Origin of the sequence: Colwellia sp. MB3u-8 (assembly GCF_014076985.1) — a bacterium.
GTDB lineage: Bacteria > Pseudomonadota > Gammaproteobacteria > Enterobacterales > Alteromonadaceae > Cognaticolwellia.
In genome coordinates this window covers 168,342-189,904 of record NZ_JACGVA010000037.1, presented here as the reverse complement: position 1 = coordinate 189,904, position 21,563 = coordinate 168,342, and the positions used below count along the sequence as shown (strand labels likewise).

The 21,563-nt window shown below is 38.8% G+C and carries 22 protein-coding genes; 13 read left to right on the top strand and 9 right to left on the bottom strand.

Annotated features, from left to right (window positions below):
- Positions 1–43: 43 nt before the first annotated feature.
- Together H4J54_RS03210 and H4J54_RS03205 are read left to right on the top strand one after the other, a co-directional pair.
- Entirely contained in the window at positions 44–499 is a 456-nt protein-coding gene (locus H4J54_RS03210; protein WP_182189505.1) for a hypothetical protein, read from the top strand.
- 124 nt (positions 500–623) lie between these two features.
- Positions 624–1,838, top strand: a complete 1,215-nt coding sequence (locus H4J54_RS03205) for an EAL and HDOD domain-containing protein (RefSeq protein ID WP_182189504.1) — start codon at positions 624–626, stop codon at positions 1,836–1,838.
- Between the two features lie 55 nt (positions 1,839–1,893).
- Here H4J54_RS03205 and yghU read toward each other — a convergent pair whose 3' ends face one another.
- Positions 1,894–2,760 carry a glutathione-dependent disulfide-bond oxidoreductase gene (gene yghU / locus H4J54_RS03200; RefSeq protein ID WP_182189502.1) on the bottom strand — a complete coding sequence of 289 codons (867 nt, stop codon included), beginning with the start codon at positions 2,758–2,760 and terminating at the stop codon, positions 1,894–1,896.
- 249 nt (positions 2,761–3,009) lie between these two features.
- Here yghU and H4J54_RS03195 point away from each other — a divergent pair, with 249 nt between their 5' ends.
- Positions 3,010–3,588, top strand: coding sequence for a hypothetical protein (locus tag H4J54_RS03195; protein ID WP_182189499.1), 579 nt, complete (start codon positions 3,010–3,012; stop codon positions 3,586–3,588).
- Positions 3,589–3,615: 27 nt separating this feature from the next.
- Here H4J54_RS03195 and H4J54_RS03190 read toward each other — a convergent pair whose 3' ends face one another.
- From H4J54_RS03190 to H4J54_RS03160, 7 genes are all read right to left on the bottom strand, one after another.
- A complete protein-coding gene (locus tag H4J54_RS03190) occupies positions 3,616–4,923 on the bottom strand; it encodes a site-specific integrase (RefSeq protein WP_182189497.1) in 1,308 nt (435 codons plus the stop codon).
- A 793-nt stretch (positions 4,924–5,716) separates the two neighbouring features.
- Positions 5,717–6,277 carry a cold shock domain-containing protein gene (locus H4J54_RS03185; RefSeq protein WP_182189494.1) on the bottom strand — a complete coding sequence of 187 codons (561 nt, stop codon included), beginning with the start codon at positions 6,275–6,277 and terminating at the stop codon, positions 5,717–5,719.
- A 1,302-nt stretch (positions 6,278–7,579) separates the two neighbouring features.
- Entirely contained in the window at positions 7,580–8,509 is a 930-nt protein-coding gene (locus H4J54_RS03180; protein ID WP_182189493.1) for a hypothetical protein, read from the bottom strand.
- A 471-nt stretch (positions 8,510–8,980) separates the two neighbouring features.
- On the bottom strand, positions 8,981–9,217 hold the full coding sequence (locus tag H4J54_RS03175) for a thioredoxin family protein (RefSeq protein WP_182189492.1): 237 nt from the start codon (positions 9,215–9,217) through the stop codon (positions 8,981–8,983).
- Between the two features lie 51 nt (positions 9,218–9,268).
- Positions 9,269–10,258, bottom strand: a complete 990-nt coding sequence (locus H4J54_RS03170) for a permease (RefSeq protein ID WP_182189491.1) — start codon at positions 10,256–10,258, stop codon at positions 9,269–9,271.
- A 306-nt stretch (positions 10,259–10,564) separates the two neighbouring features.
- Positions 10,565–11,185 carry a response regulator transcription factor gene (locus tag H4J54_RS03165; RefSeq protein ID WP_182189488.1) on the bottom strand — a complete coding sequence of 207 codons (621 nt, stop codon included), beginning with the start codon at positions 11,183–11,185 and terminating at the stop codon, positions 10,565–10,567.
- Between the two features lies 1 nt (position 11,186).
- Entirely contained in the window at positions 11,187–12,329 is a 1,143-nt protein-coding gene (locus H4J54_RS03160; protein ID WP_182189485.1) for a sensor histidine kinase, read from the bottom strand.
- A gap of 340 nt (positions 12,330–12,669) precedes the next feature.
- Here H4J54_RS03160 and H4J54_RS03155 point away from each other — a divergent pair, with 340 nt between their 5' ends.
- Genes H4J54_RS03155 through H4J54_RS03140 form a run of 4 tightly spaced genes read left to right on the top strand, consistent with a single transcriptional unit; the run spans position 12,670 to position 17,779 of the window.
- Entirely contained in the window at positions 12,670–14,403 is a 1,734-nt protein-coding gene (locus H4J54_RS03155; protein ID WP_310650109.1) for an alpha/beta fold hydrolase, read from the top strand.
- Between the two features lie 19 nt (positions 14,404–14,422).
- Positions 14,423–15,187 carry an enoyl-ACP reductase FabI gene (gene fabI, locus H4J54_RS03150; protein WP_182189483.1) on the top strand — a complete coding sequence of 255 codons (765 nt, stop codon included), beginning with the start codon at positions 14,423–14,425 and terminating at the stop codon, positions 15,185–15,187.
- 13 nt (positions 15,188–15,200) lie between these two features.
- Complete coding sequence (locus tag H4J54_RS03145) at positions 15,201–16,595, top strand: bifunctional enoyl-CoA hydratase/phosphate acetyltransferase (protein WP_182189481.1); 1,395 nt, start codon at positions 15,201–15,203, stop codon at positions 16,593–16,595.
- Positions 16,592–17,779: an acetate/propionate family kinase gene (locus H4J54_RS03140; RefSeq protein ID WP_182189478.1), complete on the top strand. Its 1,188-nt coding sequence runs from the start codon at positions 16,592–16,594 to the stop codon at positions 17,777–17,779. The genes H4J54_RS03145 and H4J54_RS03140 overlap by 4 nt, the downstream gene beginning before the upstream one ends.
- Before the next feature lie 5 nt (positions 17,780–17,784).
- On the opposite strand, the gene H4J54_RS03135 is transcribed toward H4J54_RS03140, so the two are convergent.
- The gene (locus H4J54_RS03135; RefSeq protein ID WP_182189476.1) at positions 17,785–18,312 is read right to left on the bottom strand and encodes a GNAT family N-acetyltransferase; all 528 of its coding nucleotides are present in this window, start codon (positions 18,310–18,312) and stop codon (positions 17,785–17,787) included.
- A gap of 299 nt (positions 18,313–18,611) precedes the next feature.
- Here H4J54_RS03135 and H4J54_RS03130 point away from each other — a divergent pair, with 299 nt between their 5' ends.
- From H4J54_RS03130 to H4J54_RS03110, 6 genes are all read left to right on the top strand, one after another.
- Entirely contained in the window at positions 18,612–18,812 is a 201-nt protein-coding gene (locus tag H4J54_RS03130; protein ID WP_182189473.1) for a hypothetical protein, read from the top strand.
- A 230-nt stretch (positions 18,813–19,042) separates the two neighbouring features.
- A complete protein-coding gene (locus H4J54_RS19340; protein ID WP_259367036.1) occupies positions 19,043–19,174 on the top strand; it encodes a hypothetical protein in 132 nt (43 codons plus the stop codon).
- 88 nt (positions 19,175–19,262) lie between these two features.
- Positions 19,263–19,370, top strand: coding sequence for an ATP-binding cassette domain-containing protein (locus H4J54_RS19650; protein ID WP_310650765.1), 108 nt, complete (start codon positions 19,263–19,265; stop codon positions 19,368–19,370).
- A 288-nt stretch (positions 19,371–19,658) separates the two neighbouring features.
- Positions 19,659–19,802 carry a hypothetical protein gene (locus H4J54_RS03120; RefSeq protein ID WP_182189470.1) on the top strand — a complete coding sequence of 48 codons (144 nt, stop codon included), beginning with the start codon at positions 19,659–19,661 and terminating at the stop codon, positions 19,800–19,802.
- 164 nt (positions 19,803–19,966) lie between these two features.
- Positions 19,967–20,422 (top strand): hypothetical protein, encoded by a 456-nt coding sequence (locus H4J54_RS03115; RefSeq protein WP_182189468.1) that lies wholly within the window; start codon positions 19,967–19,969, stop codon positions 20,420–20,422.
- 195 nt (positions 20,423–20,617) lie between these two features.
- The gene (locus tag H4J54_RS03110; protein WP_182189465.1) at positions 20,618–21,562 is read left to right on the top strand and encodes a DnaJ C-terminal domain-containing protein; all 945 of its coding nucleotides are present in this window, start codon (positions 20,618–20,620) and stop codon (positions 21,560–21,562) included.
- The last annotated feature ends 1 nt before the right edge of the window (position 21,563 follow it).

Sequence of the window (21,563 nt, the reverse complement as noted above, 5' to 3'; positions counted from 1 at the left end):
TTTTGCTCAGTAAGCCAGGCTCAAGCTAAATTAAAAGGCAGAAATGGCGATATATAAATTTACTGTGGTAAAAGGGCATCAAGTTGCATCAGGTCGTGCAAATGACCCTCGATTTCCTCTAGGCACTGTCGGCGCACAGTTACCATTTTTTCAAGCGCTGGGCTTGGATCTTAACGGATATTATCTCGCCACAATAAATGCTCAATTTAACTGCCATGCAATTGTCCTGAATTTTTATGATCACTATTTTAAGCAAGTAAAATGGCATGAAAATATGCCCGCAGAAAACTTCAAGTTTTGTCGATGTCATATTTTAGCCAACTCCACCTCTTATCCTGCGCTAATTTATCAACCGCAACTTGATACTAAAATAGAGCATTTTCAGCCAATAAATCAACTTGAATTACTCGCGCCATTCATTGACAACCTTGATTACGGTGATGTGATCAGCTTAGATATTTCCAACGCTAAGGTTACTTTATTTGACGTTTACCCATAGTGTATTTGGTTGCACTTACTACATAGCCGATAAAAATTAAAAACTTAGGTGTTTTTTAAATAACTTTTAATAGGATAGAAAATAAGCTATGTTTTATTAACCATCAGTCTTTAGTCATCCGCCTATGCAAATAAACTATATTGCCCGTCAAGCTATACTAGACAAAAATAATCAAACGTTTGGTTACGAACTTTTATTTAGAGCTAGTCCAGAGAATAAATTCCCCGAAATAGATCAAGATATTGCCAGTTCTAAATTGATCATACAAAATCATTTCCAGAGTGACATTCAATCAGTTAGTTTAGGTAAATTAGCCTTTATAAATTTTACTGAAAAATGCCTGATCAATAAATATCCACTGATGTTCAACAAAGACAGTATTGTCATTGAATTAGTGGGGCATAAGTCAGCCACTGATCGGCTGTTAAAAATCGTCAAGTACTATCATGACCAAGGTTATAAAGTCGCTTTAACTGAATATGACCTTGATGAAAAGTGGGATGTGTTATTCCCCTATCTTGCGATGATAAAAATCGATATAGAAATAACTAACGCTAAACGTATACGGCCCGTTTTGGATAGAATCCAAGCTTTTGATATCAAGTTGATTGCTGAAAAGGTTGAAACCAATTATCAGTTACAATCGTTGGCAGAAATTGGCTTTAGTTATTACCAAGGCTTTTTCTATCACGAGCCCGAGATTATTACAGGGCAAACGTTAGCACCCATTAGATCGCAAATGCTGCACTTGATCAGTGAAACCTTTAATAAGCCGATAAACTTTAACCGTATAGCGGAAATAATTGGTCACGATGTTAATTTAACGATTGGTTTACTTAAATTAGTTAATAATGTAGCAACGGGCACACGGGTAGAAATAACCTCGTTAAAACAAGCTGCAGCTTACTTAGGTGAAGACAAACTTAAAGAGTTTATTACGATTCTTGCGTTATCAAAACTAACAACTGAAAAACACAGTGAAATTTCAAAACAATCTTTGATAACCGCTAAATTAATGGCAAAACTTGCCAATGAAAGTATATTCATTGCAGTGAGAGATTTTGCCTTTATTACCGGTCTATTAAGTGCAATAGAGGTGATTTTGAGCATGCCAATGAATGAAATTTTAAAAACTATGCCCTTAGCGAAACCGATTGAAGATGCGCTAGTAAATCACACTGGGTTATTAGGAAAACTGTTAGATTTAACCACGAATTACATTACCGGTAAGGGTGAAAATATTCAGCCATTAGCTGAGTTATATAGACTTGACGCAAACTTTATCCACAAAGAATTTGTACATGCCAGTAACTGGTGTAAGTCTTTAGGTTTATCCTAGTGTTGGTACGTGATGATAAAAGAGCGCATGGTTAATACGCTCTTTGGTTTTTAAACTATTCTTTGGCGAGTTTATCTTGCGTACGTTCTAAAAAGTCGCTGGCATCATGTCGTTCATGTAACTGGCTTGATAGCTCTCCCCAAGTTTTATTTACCATAACACCACGTTTTACTGCAGGTCGCTGATTTATTTCTTCTGCCCAACGCATAAGATGTTTATAAGAGGATAAATCTAGGAATTCGGCGGCATCATATAATCGATTTAAAGCAAGTGCACCATACCAAGGCCAAATAGCAATGTCGGCAATGGTATATTCATCACCACATAAATAATGATTGTTTTCAAGATGCTTGTCGAGTACATCGAGTTGACGTTTTACTTCCATAGAAAATCTATCAATACAATATTCTATTTTATCAGGGGCGTAAGCATAAAAATGGCCAAAGCCACCGCCAAGATAAGGCGCACTACCCATTTGCCAAAATAGCCAAGACATACATTCAGCACGTTTGTTGTCATTGGATAAAAAGGCATTAAACTTTTCAGCTAAGTGAAATAAAATAGAACCAGATTCAAATAAGCGAATTGATTGCTCATTACTTTTATCTAACAAGGCAGGTATTTTTGAGTTTGGATTAATTTCAACAAAGCCACTACCGAATTGATCTCCTTTGCTAATATCAATTAGAAAGGCATCGTATTGTGCTTCCTTACCTAAGGCCAGTAACTCCTCAAACATAATGGTGACTTTAACGCCATTGGGTGTTGCAAGGGAATATAACTGAAAAGGGTGCTTACCTTGTTCTAATACTTTATCGTGTGTTGATCCAGAAATAGGGCGGTTAATGCTTGCCCAATTACCACCATTGCTAGTATTCCATTGCCATACTTTGGGTGGGATATATGAATTTTCGTCACTCATGCCTGCTCCAATATTTATAAAATTTTACGATGGGTACGTTATGCTTAAAGTTAATAACATACTAGTGTATTTATCAAAATTTTATATTGATTGCGACCAATGAAATAATAACCAGGTGTAAGAGATTTTCAGGGTGAAAATTTGATTAATTAAATGCTTTTCAATATATTCGCTATATAAACAAAGCACTAAAAAGTCACTATTAACTAGTGATATAGTGTTCAATATTTTCTAATGGGTAAAGTTAGCGTGCAGATAAAAATCATCAAAAATATTTTTTTGTTAAGCCTGAGTTATATTTGTTTAATTGGCTGCACAAACATTGTTGAACATAAAACATCGGTATCTAAAGGTGAAAACCTCATTACGCCTTATTCTGGATTTTTAGCTGGTTGGCATGTTTCGATTGAAAATAAAGAAAATTACCATGCTAGCATGTGGCAACATCCCATTCATGGCTTTAAAGATGCTTACGTTATCAGTGTTACTGCACCAAAACATAAAAAAATAGCTTATTTTCGCCAAGTTATAGACCAACCTGGTTATGACGCCTGTGTAGAGTTTACAACACTAACATTAGAATCTTTGCCTAATGAGCTATATCCAAGCGAGATATGGCAGACAAATTGTAAGAAAAAAAATGGCAGTGAAGCCAAAATATTGCATCTGATGTTACTAGGAAAAGACAGCTTTTATCATGTCCAAAAAATTTGGCAAGATAACTTTATCAGTAGTGAGATCGAACAATGGCAAAGCCGGTTTAAACAAATTTACCTTTGTGACAGCAGGGCAACTGTCACTGTTTGCCCTGATGTTTATTCGTTATAAGTTGTTTTGATATTTTAGAGCACGCGATTAATCAACTTTTCGGCGTTTACCACTTTCAGCACGTTTTTTGTTTTCGGTTTGGACATAAACGGTATCTGTGGTTGCCATGCTAGCATGACCAAGATCTTCTGAAAGATCTTTTAGGGCGCGACCCCTTTCAATTTCCATACTCGCACCTGTATGCCTCAACCAGTGGGTAGAAGCTTCTTTAAGTTTTAGGGCTCTGTTTTCACCTTCTACTTGCTTCATGTTTTGATAAGCCAAGTCAAAAACTTCTTGCACAATACGTCTTAAATGACGAGTACTCATGCCTCCTTGGCCCCGTATTTTTTCAACTAAAACGGTATTTTCACCATTAGCAGGGAGTTGAGAAAGTCCGCGAGACAATCGATACCGGCTTAGAAAACTCATAAAGTCGGGTGGTACTGTGGTATCACGAAGCTTACGGCCTTTACCAAACACTTTAAACCACCAGTTTTCATCTTCATCTTGCCAAAAATGCCCCATAATAGGTGACCAAAATTCACGATCACTAAGCTCTGAGACCCTTAGGAATAGGGTTTTTAATGCGGCAATCACGAATAAGTTTCGCTCATAAGACTGGTTTTCGTCTGCCATATCAGTGGCAGTATCTAGCAAATATTGCCACTGACTATTGGTTAAGCGTTTAACTTCTTTAACTTGTACGTCATTAATGAAATGTTTGCAGTCTTTTTTAGCAATTTGTGCAGGGTTGCCGTAGCAAAGTTCTTCAGCCATTAAATAGTTGTAGAAAACGATAATAGCGGTAAATGTAGAGGTTAATGTTTGTTGAGAAGGACGATATTTCTTCTTATCAACATCTTTAATAACTTGGCTTTTTGCTGCTTGAATCTTAAAGGGTTGCCAATGCTCATTAATGACAAAATAGCCGTTAGTTAATTTGAAGCGTTCTTGGTTACTGGTACCAATCCAGGTTACGGGCGGTTTCCAACAAAAATCAGCATATTGTAAGATGTCAGTTTTTCTTAATCTGTCTATGGGGGTTTTGTTTATAAAGAAACTCCATAGCAGAAACTTTTCAATTTCATTGCGAAAACGATCGTAAGTATGGGCAGATTTATTTCGACCTGTGTAGGCTAAAAAATCTTTTCCCCAATGCCAATGTTCTAACCACCATACTTGAGGTCCAGATTCTATCTCAGACACAGCAATAGACTTAGCGTCTAATTCAGAGTCCAATGCAATATCAGGTGTTAATAAAGTTTTAACGCTTGGATAATCTTCAAAGGTAAATTCACATAACTCAGGGTAAGTTGGAAATAATGGTTCGGGACAAGTTTTCAATGCAGACATTAGCTGGCTCAAAATAATCGATAAATACTATGTGAAGCCACTATAAATGAACTACCCCACTATGTCCAATATTATAGAGTATCGGACATAGTGGGGTGCATGGAGGGCAGTACTATTGCCCTGTAATCACCTGTTAATCCAAACATACTTATGGATCCTTCCAGTCAATGCTTGCAAACGTCTTCACATATATTTAGTGGCCTGCTTTAACATTTTATGTAAAACGGATTTACCAATATAACGCTGGCTCACATTTGAATTAGCGTCTTTGTATTCCAAATAATAACTACCACTATTTCTGAGCGTGCGCTACGTGCATGAAATGTTTTATTGTGAGGCTTACCTCATTACTTTTCACGTAGCGTCACGTTTAATTATGTAATTTGATTCAATTTAAAACTGTTTTTAATCTCTCAATGGTATGGCTCCATTTCGGTGTTATAGGTTTACAAACAGAGTTTTGATTACCAAATAAGCCTATTTCACTAAACGCTGTTTTGATTGATTTCGTGTTATGCCATTTTACCGCTACCCAGTATTCAGCATTGTTTCATCTAAAGCTTCAAATGATAAGTCATATATTGCGTCAAAAACCTCTGTATTTGCACTCGCCCAAGCAACAGAAAATAACACCTTTTCATGCTTCTTGGTTACGTTAATTTGTTACGTTAATTTTCGCATTATTGTACTGAACTTTTCATCACCTTTAATTAGACGCATTGGTTGATCCATTTTTTATATTACAAAATACGGTAACTAACCTTGGTGTTGTTCCTTCTTATCCATGATGAGACTAAAACCGTGAGTCATTTTCACAAGGAATGCCGTCTCTATCACCATCCATTTTTGTGTTTGGACAGTAATTAATAAAGTACACGGCTTCTGCGCGAGATGTCATTTGGCTGCAATGCTGCCTGCCGTCACACGAAAATTGTGAGTTGGTATTAGACAAAGTGCTTTCTAATAAGGAATTACTTGGTCTTGAAATATTTGGAGTTTGCTTTGTGGGCTTATTTGAAGGTGCTAACCCTAATCGTTGAAATGCAAAAGCACCAATCCCTATGACCATAAGTATTAATATAAGCTTACTTTTAGGCGCTGAGGTATTTCTATCAATACGAGGTTTATGCCTTTGTATCGCTTTAGCGGCTACACCTTCAATACGACAGTTAATCGCTTTGGTTTTACCGTTATGTTTTTCTACTTCAAAGTAGATGAAATCACCTATTTTAGGCTTCCTGCTCATGTTCTTTAATGAAGAGATATGAATAAACGTATCTTGAGTAAGGTCACTCGATCGAATGAAGCCAAATCCTTTATCATCTTTCCACCTTTTTAACTGTCCTTTGTGCATCACGGCTCCATTGCAGATGTTGTTTTAATCAGGTATTAATTTACTAATATAATATCTCATTATAACAGATACTTAGGTAGTTCACGTTGAAAAAATTTCATTTAGAATCATGCTTTGAAACATAAGTTATGCCAGGAAGCATCATCTCTGCTGAGTTTGTCACCTTAATGTTTAGATAATATCAGTGATAAACCCTGATGCTTTGCTTCAGATATTGTTCTTTTTGCATTTAATTGAAAGACTTTTACTTTGTTCGTTTGGTGATAAATGCATCCAAACAGCGCTTACAAGGATGATGTGGAAAGTTTTCTCTATGATTTTTTAAGATTTGGTAACGAGTTATCTAACCACTGAATTGAACTAAATCACCAATATAGGACTTACCCAATATCTAGAACAGTTTTACATTGATTAAAGTTAATCGTTTTAACCAATGTACTATGGACAGCATCAAATAACACAGACTGGTATGGTGAATGCAACGATACTGAGACCTTATAAATATCGTTTAGAGTTATAATTAAATATTCATTTGAAGACAAGCACATAAAATCTGCATTACTGAACGCCACACTAAATATGGCACTAAGCGCCCTTTCTAAGCTAGATTCATGACATAAGTATTCTGATGACTTATTGGGTCAAGTATTGTGTAATTTATCTTCGTAGAAAGCGAGAGACATCTTATTAATAGCAATGTTAAAACCTATAATTTTTATCAGAAACATCATCTATGTACGCATCCATTTTACTCTTTGAGCATTTACTAAAGAAAAATTCACTTTCTGTACGTGATGTCATTTCGCTATTGTAAGGGATATATCGATCAATATTTACCTAAATAACTCATTTACATGCCTTATAGCTCTTGACAATAGTATGGATATTATAAAAAAGTATACTTTTAAACCTAAGCCGAAAGACATGGTAAAAGAATAAGCGCTTGCTGAACCACCGCACTTAACCAATAAGGTTATGCCTAACTAATAGACCTAGTATTTTTCATTTCCTCAGTAATTATTCGCGTGAACCGACGTTGAAACAAACTCAGTAGAGATGCGTGTTGAACTTACCCTTCCCTTCTTTTCGGCTTAGGTTTAAATTCGAGTTGCCTTAATTACACTTACTGATTTAAAACTATGAAATCCGTGTTGTGTATTGATTCTATTTGTTTTTATAACTAGTTGGTCACGGTATTTGAGGAGCGTTACGTTTAAAAATATATTATTTTGTTCTAACCGTTATATGAGCAATAAATTATTAGTACTTAATAACCAGAGTAAGTTGTTAAGTACTAATAATTTATTGCTCATGATATAAGTAAACCGGCACTGACTTAAGAATAGGCTTTTCTTCAATCACCACTTTAAACGAGCTACGGGTATTTTTATTTTCTTTAATTTTATAGCGAACTTCAACATCGACATCTTTGACATCACCCTCACACAATAGATAAATAGGTGATGAAATTTTTTGTGTCAAAATACTTTTTTCTGATTCACTGCCATCTTTATGCTTTACTATTACCGGCTCTTTTAGTTTGAAGTTACCATCCATCGAGCTGTAATGTTTGTCGTAATATAACGCGAAGCTTTTAAGATGTTTATATTTCTCCAAAGTCTCTCGGTCATATTTAGCTTGCTCTGAAGTAAATTGAGATAACAAGGCTTTAACATCTTCGTATGTTTTACGATAGTTTGGCCTTTGCCAAGTGCCACTGTATGAAATTCGGCTATATTGTTCTTTATGTACATTCAAACGACGTTTAACTTGTTTAATATTGGCTCTAGGTCTGCCAATAGCGCGCAATAATTCTTTATTCATCGGTGCCCAATTACCATCAACTTTTGTTCTAGCGTCAACGGTTGACGCTAGTAACTCACCAATAAGATGCTTTGTTTCATTAATATCAATAATGGTTTCTTCACATTCTGTTGGCAATGCAATCACCGCGTGAAAAGTTTCCGTACTACCTGGTAACGCAAAAGAACTGGGTGCATCGTTATACTCTAAAGCGAGGACTTTTTGTAAGGCAGTCACTATTTTATATTGTTCTGAAAACCCCTGCTCTTTTTCGTTGAACCTTTGTTCTTCTATAAATAATAATCGGCCATTAAATTTGCAATAATTTACAAAAGTTTTTTGTGCTAAATCTAAAGTAGCAAAATAGCTTTTAAGGCTTTGACCTATTTCATCATAACGTTGTTCAAAGCTGATTTTTTGTTTTGTCATGGTAACTTGAGATTGGCTAAAGAAAGATTAAAATGATTCTACCAAAACATACTGTATAAATAAACAGTATGTGGGTAAAAGTTAACACTGGCTAAGATAATAAATTAATCTGACGTCTGCAGAGACAAAAAATAGTCTAACCAGTCTTAAAAATTAGACTGCAATAGCTAAGAAGAAAAACTCGCTATTGATTACAAAGGCATACTACCGAAAGACAACTAATCTGACTCAAAAGTTAACATTGATTCCGCTGATAATTCAGTTGATCGTTTATAAAAACATCAAAATATTAACTGGCTTACTATTTTGTGCATAGCTGACACTCACTTTAAAACAGCTTAGTTATTTATAAAAGCTGCTGAACGCCAGGTGCCTAGACACATATAACTGTCGAGTAGAAACTTAACATCCATGTTCATAGCTCAGTATTGTTTACCGTAAAAAATACTGAGCTATGCAATGTCACCTGCACTATTTTTGTAACCATAATTCAATATCTTGACGATGGGGAATAGAGCCACTGTGCACGTTTATTTCATCAATAATTATGGCCGGTGTACTCATTACGCCATAGGCCATAATTATTTCGGGATCAGTCACTTTATTTATTTGGATATCAATATTAAGTTCACTGGCTATTTTTGAAATTATTTCTACTGTTTTAATACACTTAGCACAACCCGTACCTAGTACTTTTATTTCTTTCATTAGCATTTCCTATTTAATGTAGACCTAAAATAAAGCGTTAAAATTTAACGCTTAAATAAACGGAGTTAGAAAATTAAAAATCCAACCAATTAATGTAAATGCGATAAGTAATAGCATAAAAAGCACGGCCAATAAGCGCCACTGCATCACTTGCTTTAATAAAATAAACTCGGGGAAACTTGCCGCAACAGTACTCATACAAAAGGCCAGTGTGGTACCAATAGGCAACCCTTGCTTAATTAAACCTTCCATAACAGGAATAACACCAGTGGCATTAGAATATAAAGGTATACCAAGTAATACCGCAGCGGGAACCGACCACCACTGACCATCACCTAAATGTGCTTGAATCCAACCGTCAGGCACAAAACCATGTAAAGCAGATCCTAAGCCCACACCTATGATGACCCATTTCCATACCCGAGAAAATATTTCTAACATTTCTTGTTTGGCAAAAACATGTCTTTCTTTTAGGGATAATGCTGCTGGTCGTTTGGCTTTCTCTGTAGAAGCGTTTTTGCCTTGTGCTAAAGCTTTTGCAGCAAAAGATTGCAACCAACGTTCAGCTTTGATGGCATCAAGAAAAACACCGCCTAAAATACCTACCGACATACCCACAACAACGTAAAGCACCGTAAACTTCCAGCCTAATAAACTCAGTAACAATAATACGGCGACTTCATTAATCAGCGGTGATGTAATGAGGAATGACATGGTTATGCCCACAGGAATACCCGCAGAAGTAAAACCTAAAAATACCGGAATGCTTGAACAAGAGCAAAAGGGTGTTATTGCGCCAAAACTTGAGCCTAATAAATAACCGACACATTTATGTTTACCTGCTAAATAATCACGAACACGCTCTACATTCATTGAGGCTCTTAACAAGGCAATAGCGTAAATCATCACGAGCAACAAAAAAAATATCTTAGTGGTATCTTCAATAAAAAAATGCAATGCGTCGCCTAACTTGGTTGCTTTTGACAGACCGAATATATCAACAACTAACCACGAGGCTAGATCTGTAAAGACTTGAAACATAAACGTTCCCCATTGATTTACCTATAACTACAAACTAAAACAGGTAGTAAAGTTTATTCTATAAAGATAGATATGAAGTGCTAAAACTAAAACATCTGGTAGCAATAAATTTATCTAGCACAAAAAAGTTAATGCCCTGCTAAGAGAAAATGATGAAATAATAACTTAGGGCCTTTAAACAAATGATGACCTCAACAAATCGCCATTAACAATAGAATCATGACCAAGCAAAAGCCAAGCACAATTTTTTTGAAATATACTCTTTCTACTTCATGTAGTTATCTTGATAAAAAACAAGGTGACAAGTTAAATTAGTGTTGATATTTCTTCTTGTAGTTTAAAGCGTACCAGTTCTGCTAAAGTTTTTACCTCAAGCTTTTTCATGACTTGTGAGCGGTGTACTTCAACTGTCCTTTCACTTATGCCAAGGTCATGGGCAATAACTTTGTTCATTTCACCTTTTGCCACACGCTCAAAGATTTGCCGTTCGCGTTCAGAAAGTAAGGCGAGTTTACTTAGTGTAATACTAAGATCATCTTGTTGCTTACTCCTACTGGCATCAATCAAAAGGGCTTGATTAATTCTGTCGAGTAGGTCTTGCTCCCTAAAGGGCTTGCGAATAAAGTCGATCGCGCCTTGGCGCATAGCCTCAACTGCCATAGGAATATCGCCATGACCGGTAATAAAAATGATGGGCAGCGCAGCGCCACAGTTGTTCAGTTTTTTTTGTAAGTCTAAGCCGGTCATACGTGGCATGCGTATATCTAGAATAAGACAACCGCGCATTGTTTTGTCGTAGTCATCTAAAAAATCAGCCGCATTACTGTATGATTTAACTGATTGCCCAGTGGTTTCTAACAGCAGGCTTAAGCCTTCTCGAATCCCTTCATCGTCGTCAACAACATACACTATTTGTTCTACTGGCATATTAGCTGTCTCGCTTAGTGGTAGGCAAAGTAAAATAAAAGGTCGCACCACCATTTTTATTATTAAAAAATTTAATCAATCCGTTATGTGCCTCTATAATCGCTCGGCTGATCACTAAACCCATGCCTATGCCCGTTTCTTTGGTGGTTGAAAAAGCTTTAAATAAACTGTTTCCAGCTTGCTCTGATATTCCATCGCCACTGTCAGTAACCGCAATTTCTAATTCATTACGGTTATTCATCTTAGCTTTTAAGAAAATTTCATCACCATTACGACAATTAATCACACTCATAGCCTGCATGCCATTGCGCAACAAGTTTAATATAACCTGTTGAATTTGCAATACATCGATCGTAACCATAGGCAGTTTTCTTGCAATAATTAACTCTATTTTAATATCATAAAAGCGAGCTTCAGCTTGAGCCAGTTGAGCAACCTCAGTGATTAAATCATAGCAGCCTACCAATTTTTTCACCCGATTATGTGGCTTAGCCATTGACTGTATACGCTCAATAATTACACCAGCACGCTGCGCATGTTGACTTAATTTATCAAACACCTCGGGTACACGTTCGTATTGACCACAAGCCAGCAAGCGTTTTCCTGCTTGTGCAAATAAAGAGATTGCCGCAAGTGGCTGATTAATTTCGTGGGCAATGCCAGACGCCATTTCTCCCAGTGCATTTAAGCGAGCCACATGCGCCAATTTTTCTGTCTGCAAACGAGCACTATCTTCAGCAATGCGTTGTTGATAAATGTCATTCGAAACCCCCTCAATACGCACCTCATTGGCATCCATAATAAAACGATAAGTCGTTCCCGGTAATTGTTGAAACAAGGTTGTTAAATACTTGGCTTTGTTTTTTAATTGCTGAGTTCTAATGCTGTTCATCAATGCTTGATAGACAAATAGCCCAGACAATATACTCAGTAACAAGCTAATCGTTAAATGACTATTGAATTGACTACCTTGGGCAAAGCTTAACGTAAAAAGAGAATACCCTTCCCCGCTGCCATTCAGCCAAGTGGCATATTGAATGGCCATCACACCAAGCCCAGTTAATATAGCCAGCCACAAAGCAACCGGCTGCGATAAATTTTGCAGAAAAACAGAAGCTTGTATAAGGCGTGGCTCAGTCTTCATAGGCTCTGAATGAACTTGAAAATGAAATCAGTATATTGAATTTTAAACCCTGAGCCAATTGTGGTTATCCACATGTGCGTGTGGCAATCACCAATTGTTAAGAGAAGTTATTCGCTGATAAATTATGGATACTTATTAAATTATTGAGCATGTTCGAGTTAACTGCTGAGTGCATGTTCGAGTTAACTGCTGAGTGCATGTTCGAGTTAACTGCTGAGTGCATGTTCGACAAACACCATTAATTCAGCTGGGCTAAACAAGCCGCTACAAGCTAATAAAAGGCCACTTGACCCAATAAACTGCAGTAATTGCCGGTGACTACATATTTAAGGAATATAAAGTGAAAAAAGAAAATTCGCAATATGACGCTATGGATAAAACGCTACATGCCGCCATGTCTAAATTGACCTCAGGGTTATCACCAAGCGCACTCATGGCCGCCTATGCTGATTGGGCTGTGCACTTAGCGTTATCGCCAGGTAAACAAGCTCATCTTATGGAAAAAGCGACTAGGAAGTCTACTCGACTCGCCGGCTATCTTAGCGAGTGCACAACACAGAAATGTCAAAATCCGCCTTGCATAGAACCTTTACCCTTCGATAAACGTTTTAGCGACCCTACTTGGCAAACGTGGCCATTTAATCTGTTATCCCAGTCGTTTTTACTTAACCAGCAGTGGTGGTCAAATGCAACAACCGATGTGAACGGTGTCACTCAACAGCATGAGAATGTGGTTGAGTTTGCCACTCGGCAAATGTTGGATGTATTTTCACCGTCAAATTACTTGCTTACCAATCCGCAATTACTGGAACAAACTAAACAAGAAGGTGGCCAAAATTTAGTCCGGGGTATGCAAAACCTGATGGACGACATGCAACGCAATATGGGTAATAAAAAACCTGTGGGTACGGAAGAATATGCGGTTGGCAAAAATCTTGCTGTTACGCCGGGTAAGGTAGTTTATCGCAACCACTTAATTGAATTAATTCAATATGCTCCCGTAACAGAGCAGGTTCGTCCAGAGCCTATTCTAATCGTGCCGGCATGGATCATGAAATACTACATTCTTGATTTATCAGCTCAAAACTCGCTAGTAAAATACTTAACCGAGCAAGGGTTTACCGTGTTTATGGTCTCATGGAAAAACCCAGACCAAGACGACCGTGATTTAGGCATGGCTGATTACCGCCAGTATGGCGTTATGGATGCCATTGACACCATAGGTAAAATTACCGGTAAAGCGAAAATCCATGGTATTGGTTATTGCTTAGGCGGTACATTACTTTCAATAGCTGCAGCTGCCATGTCTAGAGACGGAGACGATAGAATTCAATCACTTTCATTATTAGCCACTCAAGTCGATTTTTCAGAAGCCGGTGAATTAATGTTATTCATTAATGAAAGCCAGGTTAGCTTTTTAGAAGACATGATGTGGGAACAAGGCTATTTAGACGCTAAGCAAATGTCGGGCGCTTTTCAATTACTGCGCTCAAATGACTTAATTTGGTCGCGCATGGTACATGATTATTTAATGGGTAAACGCACGCCGGTTAACGACTTAATGGCGTGGAATTCCGACACCACGCGTATGCCGTATAAAATGCATTCACATTACTTACGTAAGCTATTTTTAGATAATGACCTGACTGAAGGCCGCTATCTTGTAGATGATAAACCCATTTCTATTTCTGATATCCGCGCTCCTGCATTTGTTGTTGGCACGCAAAAAGACCATGTGGCCCCTTGGCAGTCAGTTTATAAATTTCATTTATTGAGTGATACTGACGTTACCTTTTTGTTAACCAGCGGTGGTCATAATGCCGGCATAGTGAGCGAGCCTGGGCATCCACGTAGAAGTTACCAAATAGGTACCACTAAGAAAGATGCTAAATATACTGACCCAAACAGCTGGGAAGCTAAACAAGTACATCATGAGGGTTCATGGTGGCCAGAGTTAACAAAGTGGCTGCATAACCATTCCAGTAAATTAACTGCCCCGCCTACCATGGGCGCGCCCAACAAAAAACTTAGTGTACTTTGTGATGCTCCTGGCACTTATATATTGCAAAACTAAAAGCTTGAGGAAAAGCAAGATGAAGATACTCGAAGGAAAACGAGGGTTAGTGGTAGGTATTGCCAATGAGCAATCTATCGCAGCGGGCTGTGCTAAGGCATTTTCACTAGCAGGTGCAAAACTTGCTATCACCTATCTTAATGAAAAAAGTAAGGCCTATGTCGAACCTGTGGCAACAGAGGTTAACGCCGAAATGTTGTTACCACTGGATGTACAAGATGACAGCCAACTTGAGGCTGTTTTTCAGCGTATCGCTACAACGTGGGGCGAGTTAGATTTTATTTTACATTCAATTGCCTATTGTCCAAAAGACGACTTACATGGACGGGTTACTGATTGTTCTCGAATAGGCTTTTCTCAAGCGATGGATATTTCTTGCCATTCGTTTATTCGTATGGCCCGTCAAGCAGAACCTTTAATGAAAAATGGCGGCTGCTTACTCACAGTTAGTTACTATGGCGCAGAAAAAGTGGTCGAAAATTACAATATTATGGGGCCAGTAAAAGCAGCGTTGGAATCGTCGGTACGTTATTTAGCGGCCGAACTTGGCCCAGCAGGTATTCGAGTTAATGCGCTTTCTCCGGGCCCATTACAAACACGCGCAGCCTCTGGTATCGCTTTTTTTGATGAACTTATCAATGACGCAAGAGCCCGAGCACCCATGCGCCAACTAGTCACTATCGAAGACGTAGGCAACGTAGCTACCAGCCTTGTTAGTGACGCGGCTAAAAGTGTTACCGGCAATATTACCTTTGTTGATGCCGGTTATCACTTATTGGCTTAAACGAGGAAATGTCATGGAATATATTGAAAACAAGACCTTTGATGAAATAGCTGTCGGCGACATAGCAGAACTAACTCGGGTACTTAAACCGCAAGATATTGAATTGTTTGCCGTTATGTCAGGCGACGTTAACCCTGCCCATGTTGACCTAGAATATGCAAAAGCGGATATTTTCCATAAAGTGATCGCCCATGGTATGTGGGGTGGTGCGCTTATATCAGCCGTATTGGGGACGCAATTACCGGGTCCAGGCACCATTTATTTAAATCAATCTTTAAGTTTTCGTCATCCGGTTAGCATTGGTGACAAGGTATTGGTACGCGTGACAGTGAAAGAAAAAATTGCTGACAAAAAACAGGTATTGCTTAAATGTGAATGCCTAAATCAGGACGGCGAGTGCGTTATCATAGGCGAAGCTAGGGTTATAGCGCCGAACGAGAAAGTACGCCGACCCAGAGTGATATTACCTGAAGTGCATTTACATGAGCACGGGGCGCATTATCAGAAATTACTTGAATCAACCAAAGACATTGCCCCCATTAGAGTGGCAGTAGTGCACCCTTGCGATGAAATATCCTTGCTCGGGGCCATTGAGGCAAAACGCCAAGGTGTTATTGAGCCCATTTTGATCGGCCCTAAAGATAAAATTATTGCCGTAGCAAGGGAGGCTGGATGCAGTTTGGCTGGCATAAAATTGATTGATGCACCACACAGTCATGGTGCAGCGGAAATTGCGGTTGAAGAAGTGCGAAAAAATAATCTTGATGCCATCATGAAAGGTAAATTGCATACCGATGAATTAATGCAAGCTATATTACATAAGAGCAAGGGCTTACGCACTGAACGCAGAATGAGTCATATATTTGCATTAGACGTACCCACTTACCATAAACCACTATTTATTACCGATGCCGCCATCAATATTGCTCCCGATCTAAACGCCAAGCGTGACATTGTACAAAACGCTATCGATTTACTGCATACTTTAGGCATAACCCTTCCTAAAGTAGCGATTTTATCTGCGGTTGAAACGGTTAATTCAAAAATACTTTCAACCCTAGACGCCGCTGGATTATGCAAAATGGCTGATCGCAAGCAAATAACGGGCGGTATCATCGATGGACCCTTGGCATTTGACAACGCTATTTCAAAATCTGCTGCGGCGGCTAAAGAGCTAGTATCAGAGGTTGCCGGTGACGCCGACATTTTAGTAGCACCCGACTTAGAAGCCGGCAACATGATCGCTAAACAACTGATATATTTAGCGGGTGCAGAATCTGCCGGTATTGTACTTGGCGCTACAGTACCCATAATTTTAACCAGTCGGGCCGACGGAACGCTTTCACGACTTGCCTCTTGTGTGTTAGCCCAGCGCTATGTCGATTATACTAAGAAGACTATTTTATGAACGATGCGGTACTGGTTATTAACGCAGGGTCGTCGAGCATCAAGTTTGCGCTTCATAGCTTTGCCATACCTAATTCGCAGGCTTTACTCAGTGGTAAAGTCGTCAATATTGGTCAAAGTCCGAGACTTTATGCCGTAGACGCTAAAGGCAGTGATTTAACCGACAACGACCTTACTGCATTTAATGATCAAACGACACATGAGGCGCTAATACAGTGGCTGCTTGAATGGCTTAATCAGCATAACCAAGGTTATAAAATTAAAGCTGTTGGTCATCGTGTAGTACATGGTGGTCGCGACTTTTTAACGCCAACAAAACTTACGGTTAGTGTGGTTGAACGCTTAAAAAAACTGATCCCACTGGCACCACTGCATCAAGGGCATAACCTTGCCGCTATTGAAGCCATTTTTAATTGGGCCCCTGAGTTACCCCAAGTCGCTTGTTTTGATACCAGTTTTCATTCGACACAAGCCACGCTTGCACAACTGTTTGCCCTACCGCGCGAATATAGCGATAAAGGCATTATTCGTTATGGATTTCATGGTCTTTCTTATCAGTATATTGCCAGCTGTTTGCCACAATATTTGGGCACACTTGCCAATGGACGCGTTATTGTCGCTCATCTAGGCAACGGCGCGAGTATGTGCGCCTTAAAGCAAAGACAAAGCGTAGCAACAACTATGGGCTTTACAGCGCTTGATGGTCTAATGATGGGCCAACGTTGCGGAAGCCTTGATGCCGGTGTTGTTATCCACCTTTTACGCCATTATAAAATGAGTGTAGAAGACGTAGAACACATGCTCTATAAAGAGTCTGGACTACTGGGGGTTTCGGGTATTAGCAGTAACATGCAAGTACTAGAACAAAGTAACGACCCACAGGCAAAACAAGCCATTGACTTGTTTTGTTATCGCGCCGCTCGCGAGCTTGCTGCTCTGGTTAGCACCATAAGTGGCATTGATGCCCTTGTGTTTACTGCCGGTATTGGCGAAAATTCAGCCCCCATACGCGCACAAATTTGTCAGCACTTAACTTGGCTTGGGGTTACTTTAGATGCAAGTAAGAACCGTCAGCATAAAAGCGTGATTAGCCAAGATGACTCGAGTGTTAAGGTGCTGGTAATACCAACAAACGAAGAAGTTATTATCGCCCTAGCGACCCAAGAATTACTCAAGGGTCGCTAAACGCCTTACTTCAACAGCAATGAATACAGGATCAAAGTCGTATCTTCTGGATGAACTTTAGCAGACATCCCCAGATGTTTAGCTAATTTTCGTATGCGATTATTACTGCTGAGTTCAATTGAAAAAAGACGTTTTATATTATTCGCCTTTGCATGCTCAAACAACGAATGCAATAACACAGTTGCAATATCCTCATAGGGGTAATCATCTGCAACAGTTATTGCCATTTCACTTTCGCCTGGCACTTTGTCAGCGGCGTAGCGACACATACCAATTTCTTTTTCGCCTTCTTCAGTGTTAATAGTCGCGATATAAGCCATGGTATCTACATAGTCGATATTACTCAGCACGTTCAACATTGAAGGCGATAATTCTTTTAAACCTTCAAAAAAGCGTTCGTATTTTGTTTGCATTGATAGCTTTTTTACAAAGGATGCTTCTAAGTGCTTGTCTTCAGGAGTGATGGGCCGGATGGTGATATCAAGATCGCCAATAGTCACTTTTTTATGATCGCTGGTCAGTTTTTCAGTCATGCTAAATCCTCTTGATGCAAACTTAATTGTTTATGGTGATTGTAAGTAATGATAGAAGAATTTTCTTACTTAGCCATTGGGGAATTCCCTCTAACACACTGTGGTTTGTACTTATACCAATGGGGATTTCCTATACTGATGATTTTTATTGTTTTTTTCTTATATTACGCAGGCATTATTTCTTATTTAAGACAAGATTCTTACATCTACAGTGATGACTTAGCTGCCCAGTGGGATCAAGTGGACAGTCACTAAGGGGAAGCCACATTCAAATATCGGACATCCCCAATATATGCTAGTTGCCACCGATTCGATATAACAAGCATAAACACAACCTTGAGCAAGTTAATACAGGCGTGCGCGGGGTTGCTTATATTCGCTTGTCAGCAACTAAAGGGAAACAACCCTCTGCTTGTAAAGGGAAACAACCCTCTGCTTGGCCGGTATTTTTACAAAAATCACCTGATGATATTAATCCTGCCGAACAAAGTCGTCAGTAGAGGACACATTAAGTGAGTAAAATAATGCAAACGGTAACGCGTATCCAAAGCGTTACTCATCGCTATCATAATACGCTAGCGTTTGACGATATTAGGTTAACTATTTCTGCTGGCATTTGGCAACTTATTGCGTCTATCAGGGTACGACCGCCCAACCATGAGTGTATTAGTCTCTACCGCCTATATGGATGAAGCTGAAGGTTTTGTTAATTGCGATGGATGCCTGACCTGTGCTTGATACCGGTACGCCACAGGAAATAAAAGCTAAAACCCATACCAAAGATCTAGAAAGCGCATTTGTGCGTTTATTACCGCAAGAAAAAAGGGCTAACCATAGTAAATTGATTATCCCCCCCCTTTAAAAAAAGTAACGCGTCACCTGCAATTATAGCTAAAAATTTAACCTGACTTTTTGGCGACTTTACCGTAGTAAATGATGTCAGTTTTGAAATACAAGCCGGAGAGATTTTTGGTTTCTTAGGTTCAAATGGTTGTGGTAAAACTACAATCATGAAAATGCTCACAGGCTTGCTGTCGGTTAGCAGTGGTGAGGCCTAAATGTTTGGTAAAGCGGTCAATGCAAACGATATGCAAACACGTACAACGCGTTGGCTTTATGTCACAGGCTTTTTCATTGTATGGCGAATTAACCGTAGCGCAAAAGATGACCTTACATGCGCGTTGGTTTCACCTAGCCCCAGCTCAAGCAGCACAGAGAATTAACACACTCATTATTAGGCACTTCTGCCTACCTTTTTGCCGCTGCTGCCATCGGTATGTTTTTAGGGACTATTGCACACACCATGGCACAATTTGCACTTTTGGTTATTACCTTCAAGACACTATATGGAGTTCTCTCAAGCCGTAGTTTTTCGTGGTGCCGGCATTAATTTAGTCTGGCCACAATTGATTATTCTTATTGCGCTTGGTGCGGCATTTTTTATCGCCAGCCTTGCCATGTTTGGACGTTCTTTAAAAAGCATGACATAGCAAGGTCAAGCACGTACCTATTATCGTTATCCTAAATGTTTTGTATTCTTGCCCTTTTTTAGCAAAATAAAGCCTAACAGTGAGAAACTTGATCACTATCAAAGTTTATTAGCTCACTTATATGATAAAAAAGACCATAACTAGGCTTAACCAAAGAGAACATTATGCGATTTGAAAGCGCCAGAGATGCACTTAAACATGCGAAAGAATTTCATCAGAAATTAGTTGTTTTTTATCAAAAATTAGCCAAAGATGAAAATATACCAAGAACACAGTTATTGTTGGAATATATGATCAGTGAAGAAAAAAAATTAGCTGAATCATTAGCCCATTATGAAAAAAACACGCCATCGGGTGTTTTAGATACTTGGCTACAATATGCCAATGATCAAGAAATTTTAAAACTGCCAATAGTCAAAAACCATCCATCAACACAATCGATGGATGATATTTTAGAATTATCCATGAAAATGAGTGATGAACTCATAGCAGTATACCAAGTAGTAGCAGAGCAAGTTGACGAGCATAAGGTCAAAGACATTTTCAATAACTTAGCTGACATGCAATGGCAAAAACAAAAACGCATATCAATGAATTTTGATAGGTTTATGGATATCTAGCATACATGAGCAGGCCACGAGTTTTCTCTCTAAAGAGGCAATACACAATAACTTTGCCTTAGCATGAAAAATAGCGATACCTGCTACTGACAACTATTCGTTATCTTGATTTGTATCAAAATTTCGCCTTCAAAAAAGCGTAAAGTGGTGCTTCTAGCCAGATAAAGTCAATAAAATTTGGGGCACGGTCAATCAATGAAATTTAAAGATTACTACAAGATTCTAGGCTTGGCTGAAAATGCTGATCTAAAGGAAATCAAAACAGTCTATCGTAAGTTGGCCGTTAAATATCATCCTGATAAGAACCCTGAGCCCGGGGCAGAAGAAAAGTTTAAAGAAGTAGCTGAAGCCTACGAAGTATTAAAAAATGAGGGAAGAAGAGCCGAGTACGATAAAATGAGACGCTATGGCTCAGGTTCATCAGAGGGTTTTGATGTACCACCCGACTGGCAATCTTCGAGCGGTAACAATCAATATCAGTCAAACGAAAATGATGGTTTTTCTGACTTTTTTAATTCCTTTTTTGCTGACCGAGCCAAGTCTAGAAGACACTCACAAGCTCATAGCGAGGATCTATTTAAAGGCCAAGATTTTGAAATGGAATTACCAGTTTTTTTAGAAGAAAGTGTTTCAGGTGTCACTAAACCCATTGAATATCATGTCCCTGCATCCACCAATGGTCAACTCACCAAAATCAAGAAATCGCTTAATGTGAAAGTGCCTAAAGGTGTTAAAGATAGTGAGCGCATAAGGTTAAAAGGCCAAGGCGCACCAGGCAGTAACCATAAGTTAAACGGGGATTTGTATCTGATTATTAGATTGGTGCCGCATCCATTATTTGATGTACAAGGCTCAAACTTATTATTAAACGTGCCACTGACGCCTTGGGAAGCTGCGCTGGGTATTAAACTTGAAATACCGACACTTGATGGCAAAGTTAAGCTCAACATTCCCGCTAACTGCCAGAGTGGTCAGAAACTACGAGTAAAAGGCAAAGGACTCAATAGTAAGTCCGGTCAGGGTGACCTGATTACCGTCATCAAAATTGTAATTCCGCCATCAACTACCGATGAAACAAAACAGTTATGGCAACAACTTGCTGAAGTAGAAAAGTATAACCCCAGAACAGAGTGGAGTTAGC

Bases quoted from the DNA above. Each gene is read 5' to 3' on its own strand.
- H4J54_RS03210 (WP_182189505.1), top strand. From the start codon at position 44: ATGGCGATATATAAATTTACTGTGGTAAAAGGGCATCAAGTTGCATCA.
- H4J54_RS03205 (WP_182189504.1), top strand. From the start codon at position 624: ATGCAAATAAACTATATTGCCCGTCAAGCTATACTAGACAAAAATAAT.
- yghU (WP_182189502.1), bottom strand. From the start codon at position 2,760: ATGAGTGACGAAAATTCATATATCCCACCCAAAGTATGGCAATGGAAT.
- H4J54_RS03190 (WP_182189497.1), bottom strand. From the start codon at position 4,923: ATGTCTGCATTGAAAACTTGTCCCGAACCATTATTTCCAACTTACCCT.
- H4J54_RS03185 (WP_182189494.1), bottom strand. From the start codon at position 6,277: ATGCACAAAGGACAGTTAAAAAGGTGGAAAGATGATAAAGGATTTGGC.
- H4J54_RS03180 (WP_182189493.1), bottom strand. From the start codon at position 8,509: ATGACAAAACAAAAAATCAGCTTTGAACAACGTTATGATGAAATAGGT.
- H4J54_RS03175 (WP_182189492.1), bottom strand. From the start codon at position 9,217: ATGAAAGAAATAAAAGTACTAGGTACGGGTTGTGCTAAGTGTATTAAA.
- H4J54_RS03170 (WP_182189491.1), bottom strand. From the start codon at position 10,258: ATGTTTCAAGTCTTTACAGATCTAGCCTCGTGGTTAGTTGTTGATATA.
- H4J54_RS03165 (WP_182189488.1), bottom strand. From the start codon at position 11,185: ATGCCAGTAGAACAAATAGTGTATGTTGTTGACGACGATGAAGGGATT.
- H4J54_RS03160 (WP_182189485.1), bottom strand. From the start codon at position 12,329: ATGAAGACTGAGCCACGCCTTATACAAGCTTCTGTTTTTCTGCAAAAT.
- fabI (WP_182189483.1), top strand. From the start codon at position 14,423: ATGAAGATACTCGAAGGAAAACGAGGGTTAGTGGTAGGTATTGCCAAT.
- H4J54_RS03145 (WP_182189481.1), top strand. From the start codon at position 15,201: ATGGAATATATTGAAAACAAGACCTTTGATGAAATAGCTGTCGGCGAC.
- H4J54_RS03140 (WP_182189478.1), top strand. From the start codon at position 16,592: ATGAACGATGCGGTACTGGTTATTAACGCAGGGTCGTCGAGCATCAAG.
- H4J54_RS03135 (WP_182189476.1), bottom strand. From the start codon at position 18,312: ATGACTGAAAAACTGACCAGCGATCATAAAAAAGTGACTATTGGCGAT.
- H4J54_RS03120 (WP_182189470.1), top strand. From the start codon at position 19,659: ATGGAGTTCTCTCAAGCCGTAGTTTTTCGTGGTGCCGGCATTAATTTA.
- H4J54_RS03115 (WP_182189468.1), top strand. From the start codon at position 19,967: ATGCGATTTGAAAGCGCCAGAGATGCACTTAAACATGCGAAAGAATTT.
- H4J54_RS03110 (WP_182189465.1), top strand. From the start codon at position 20,618: ATGAAATTTAAAGATTACTACAAGATTCTAGGCTTGGCTGAAAATGCT.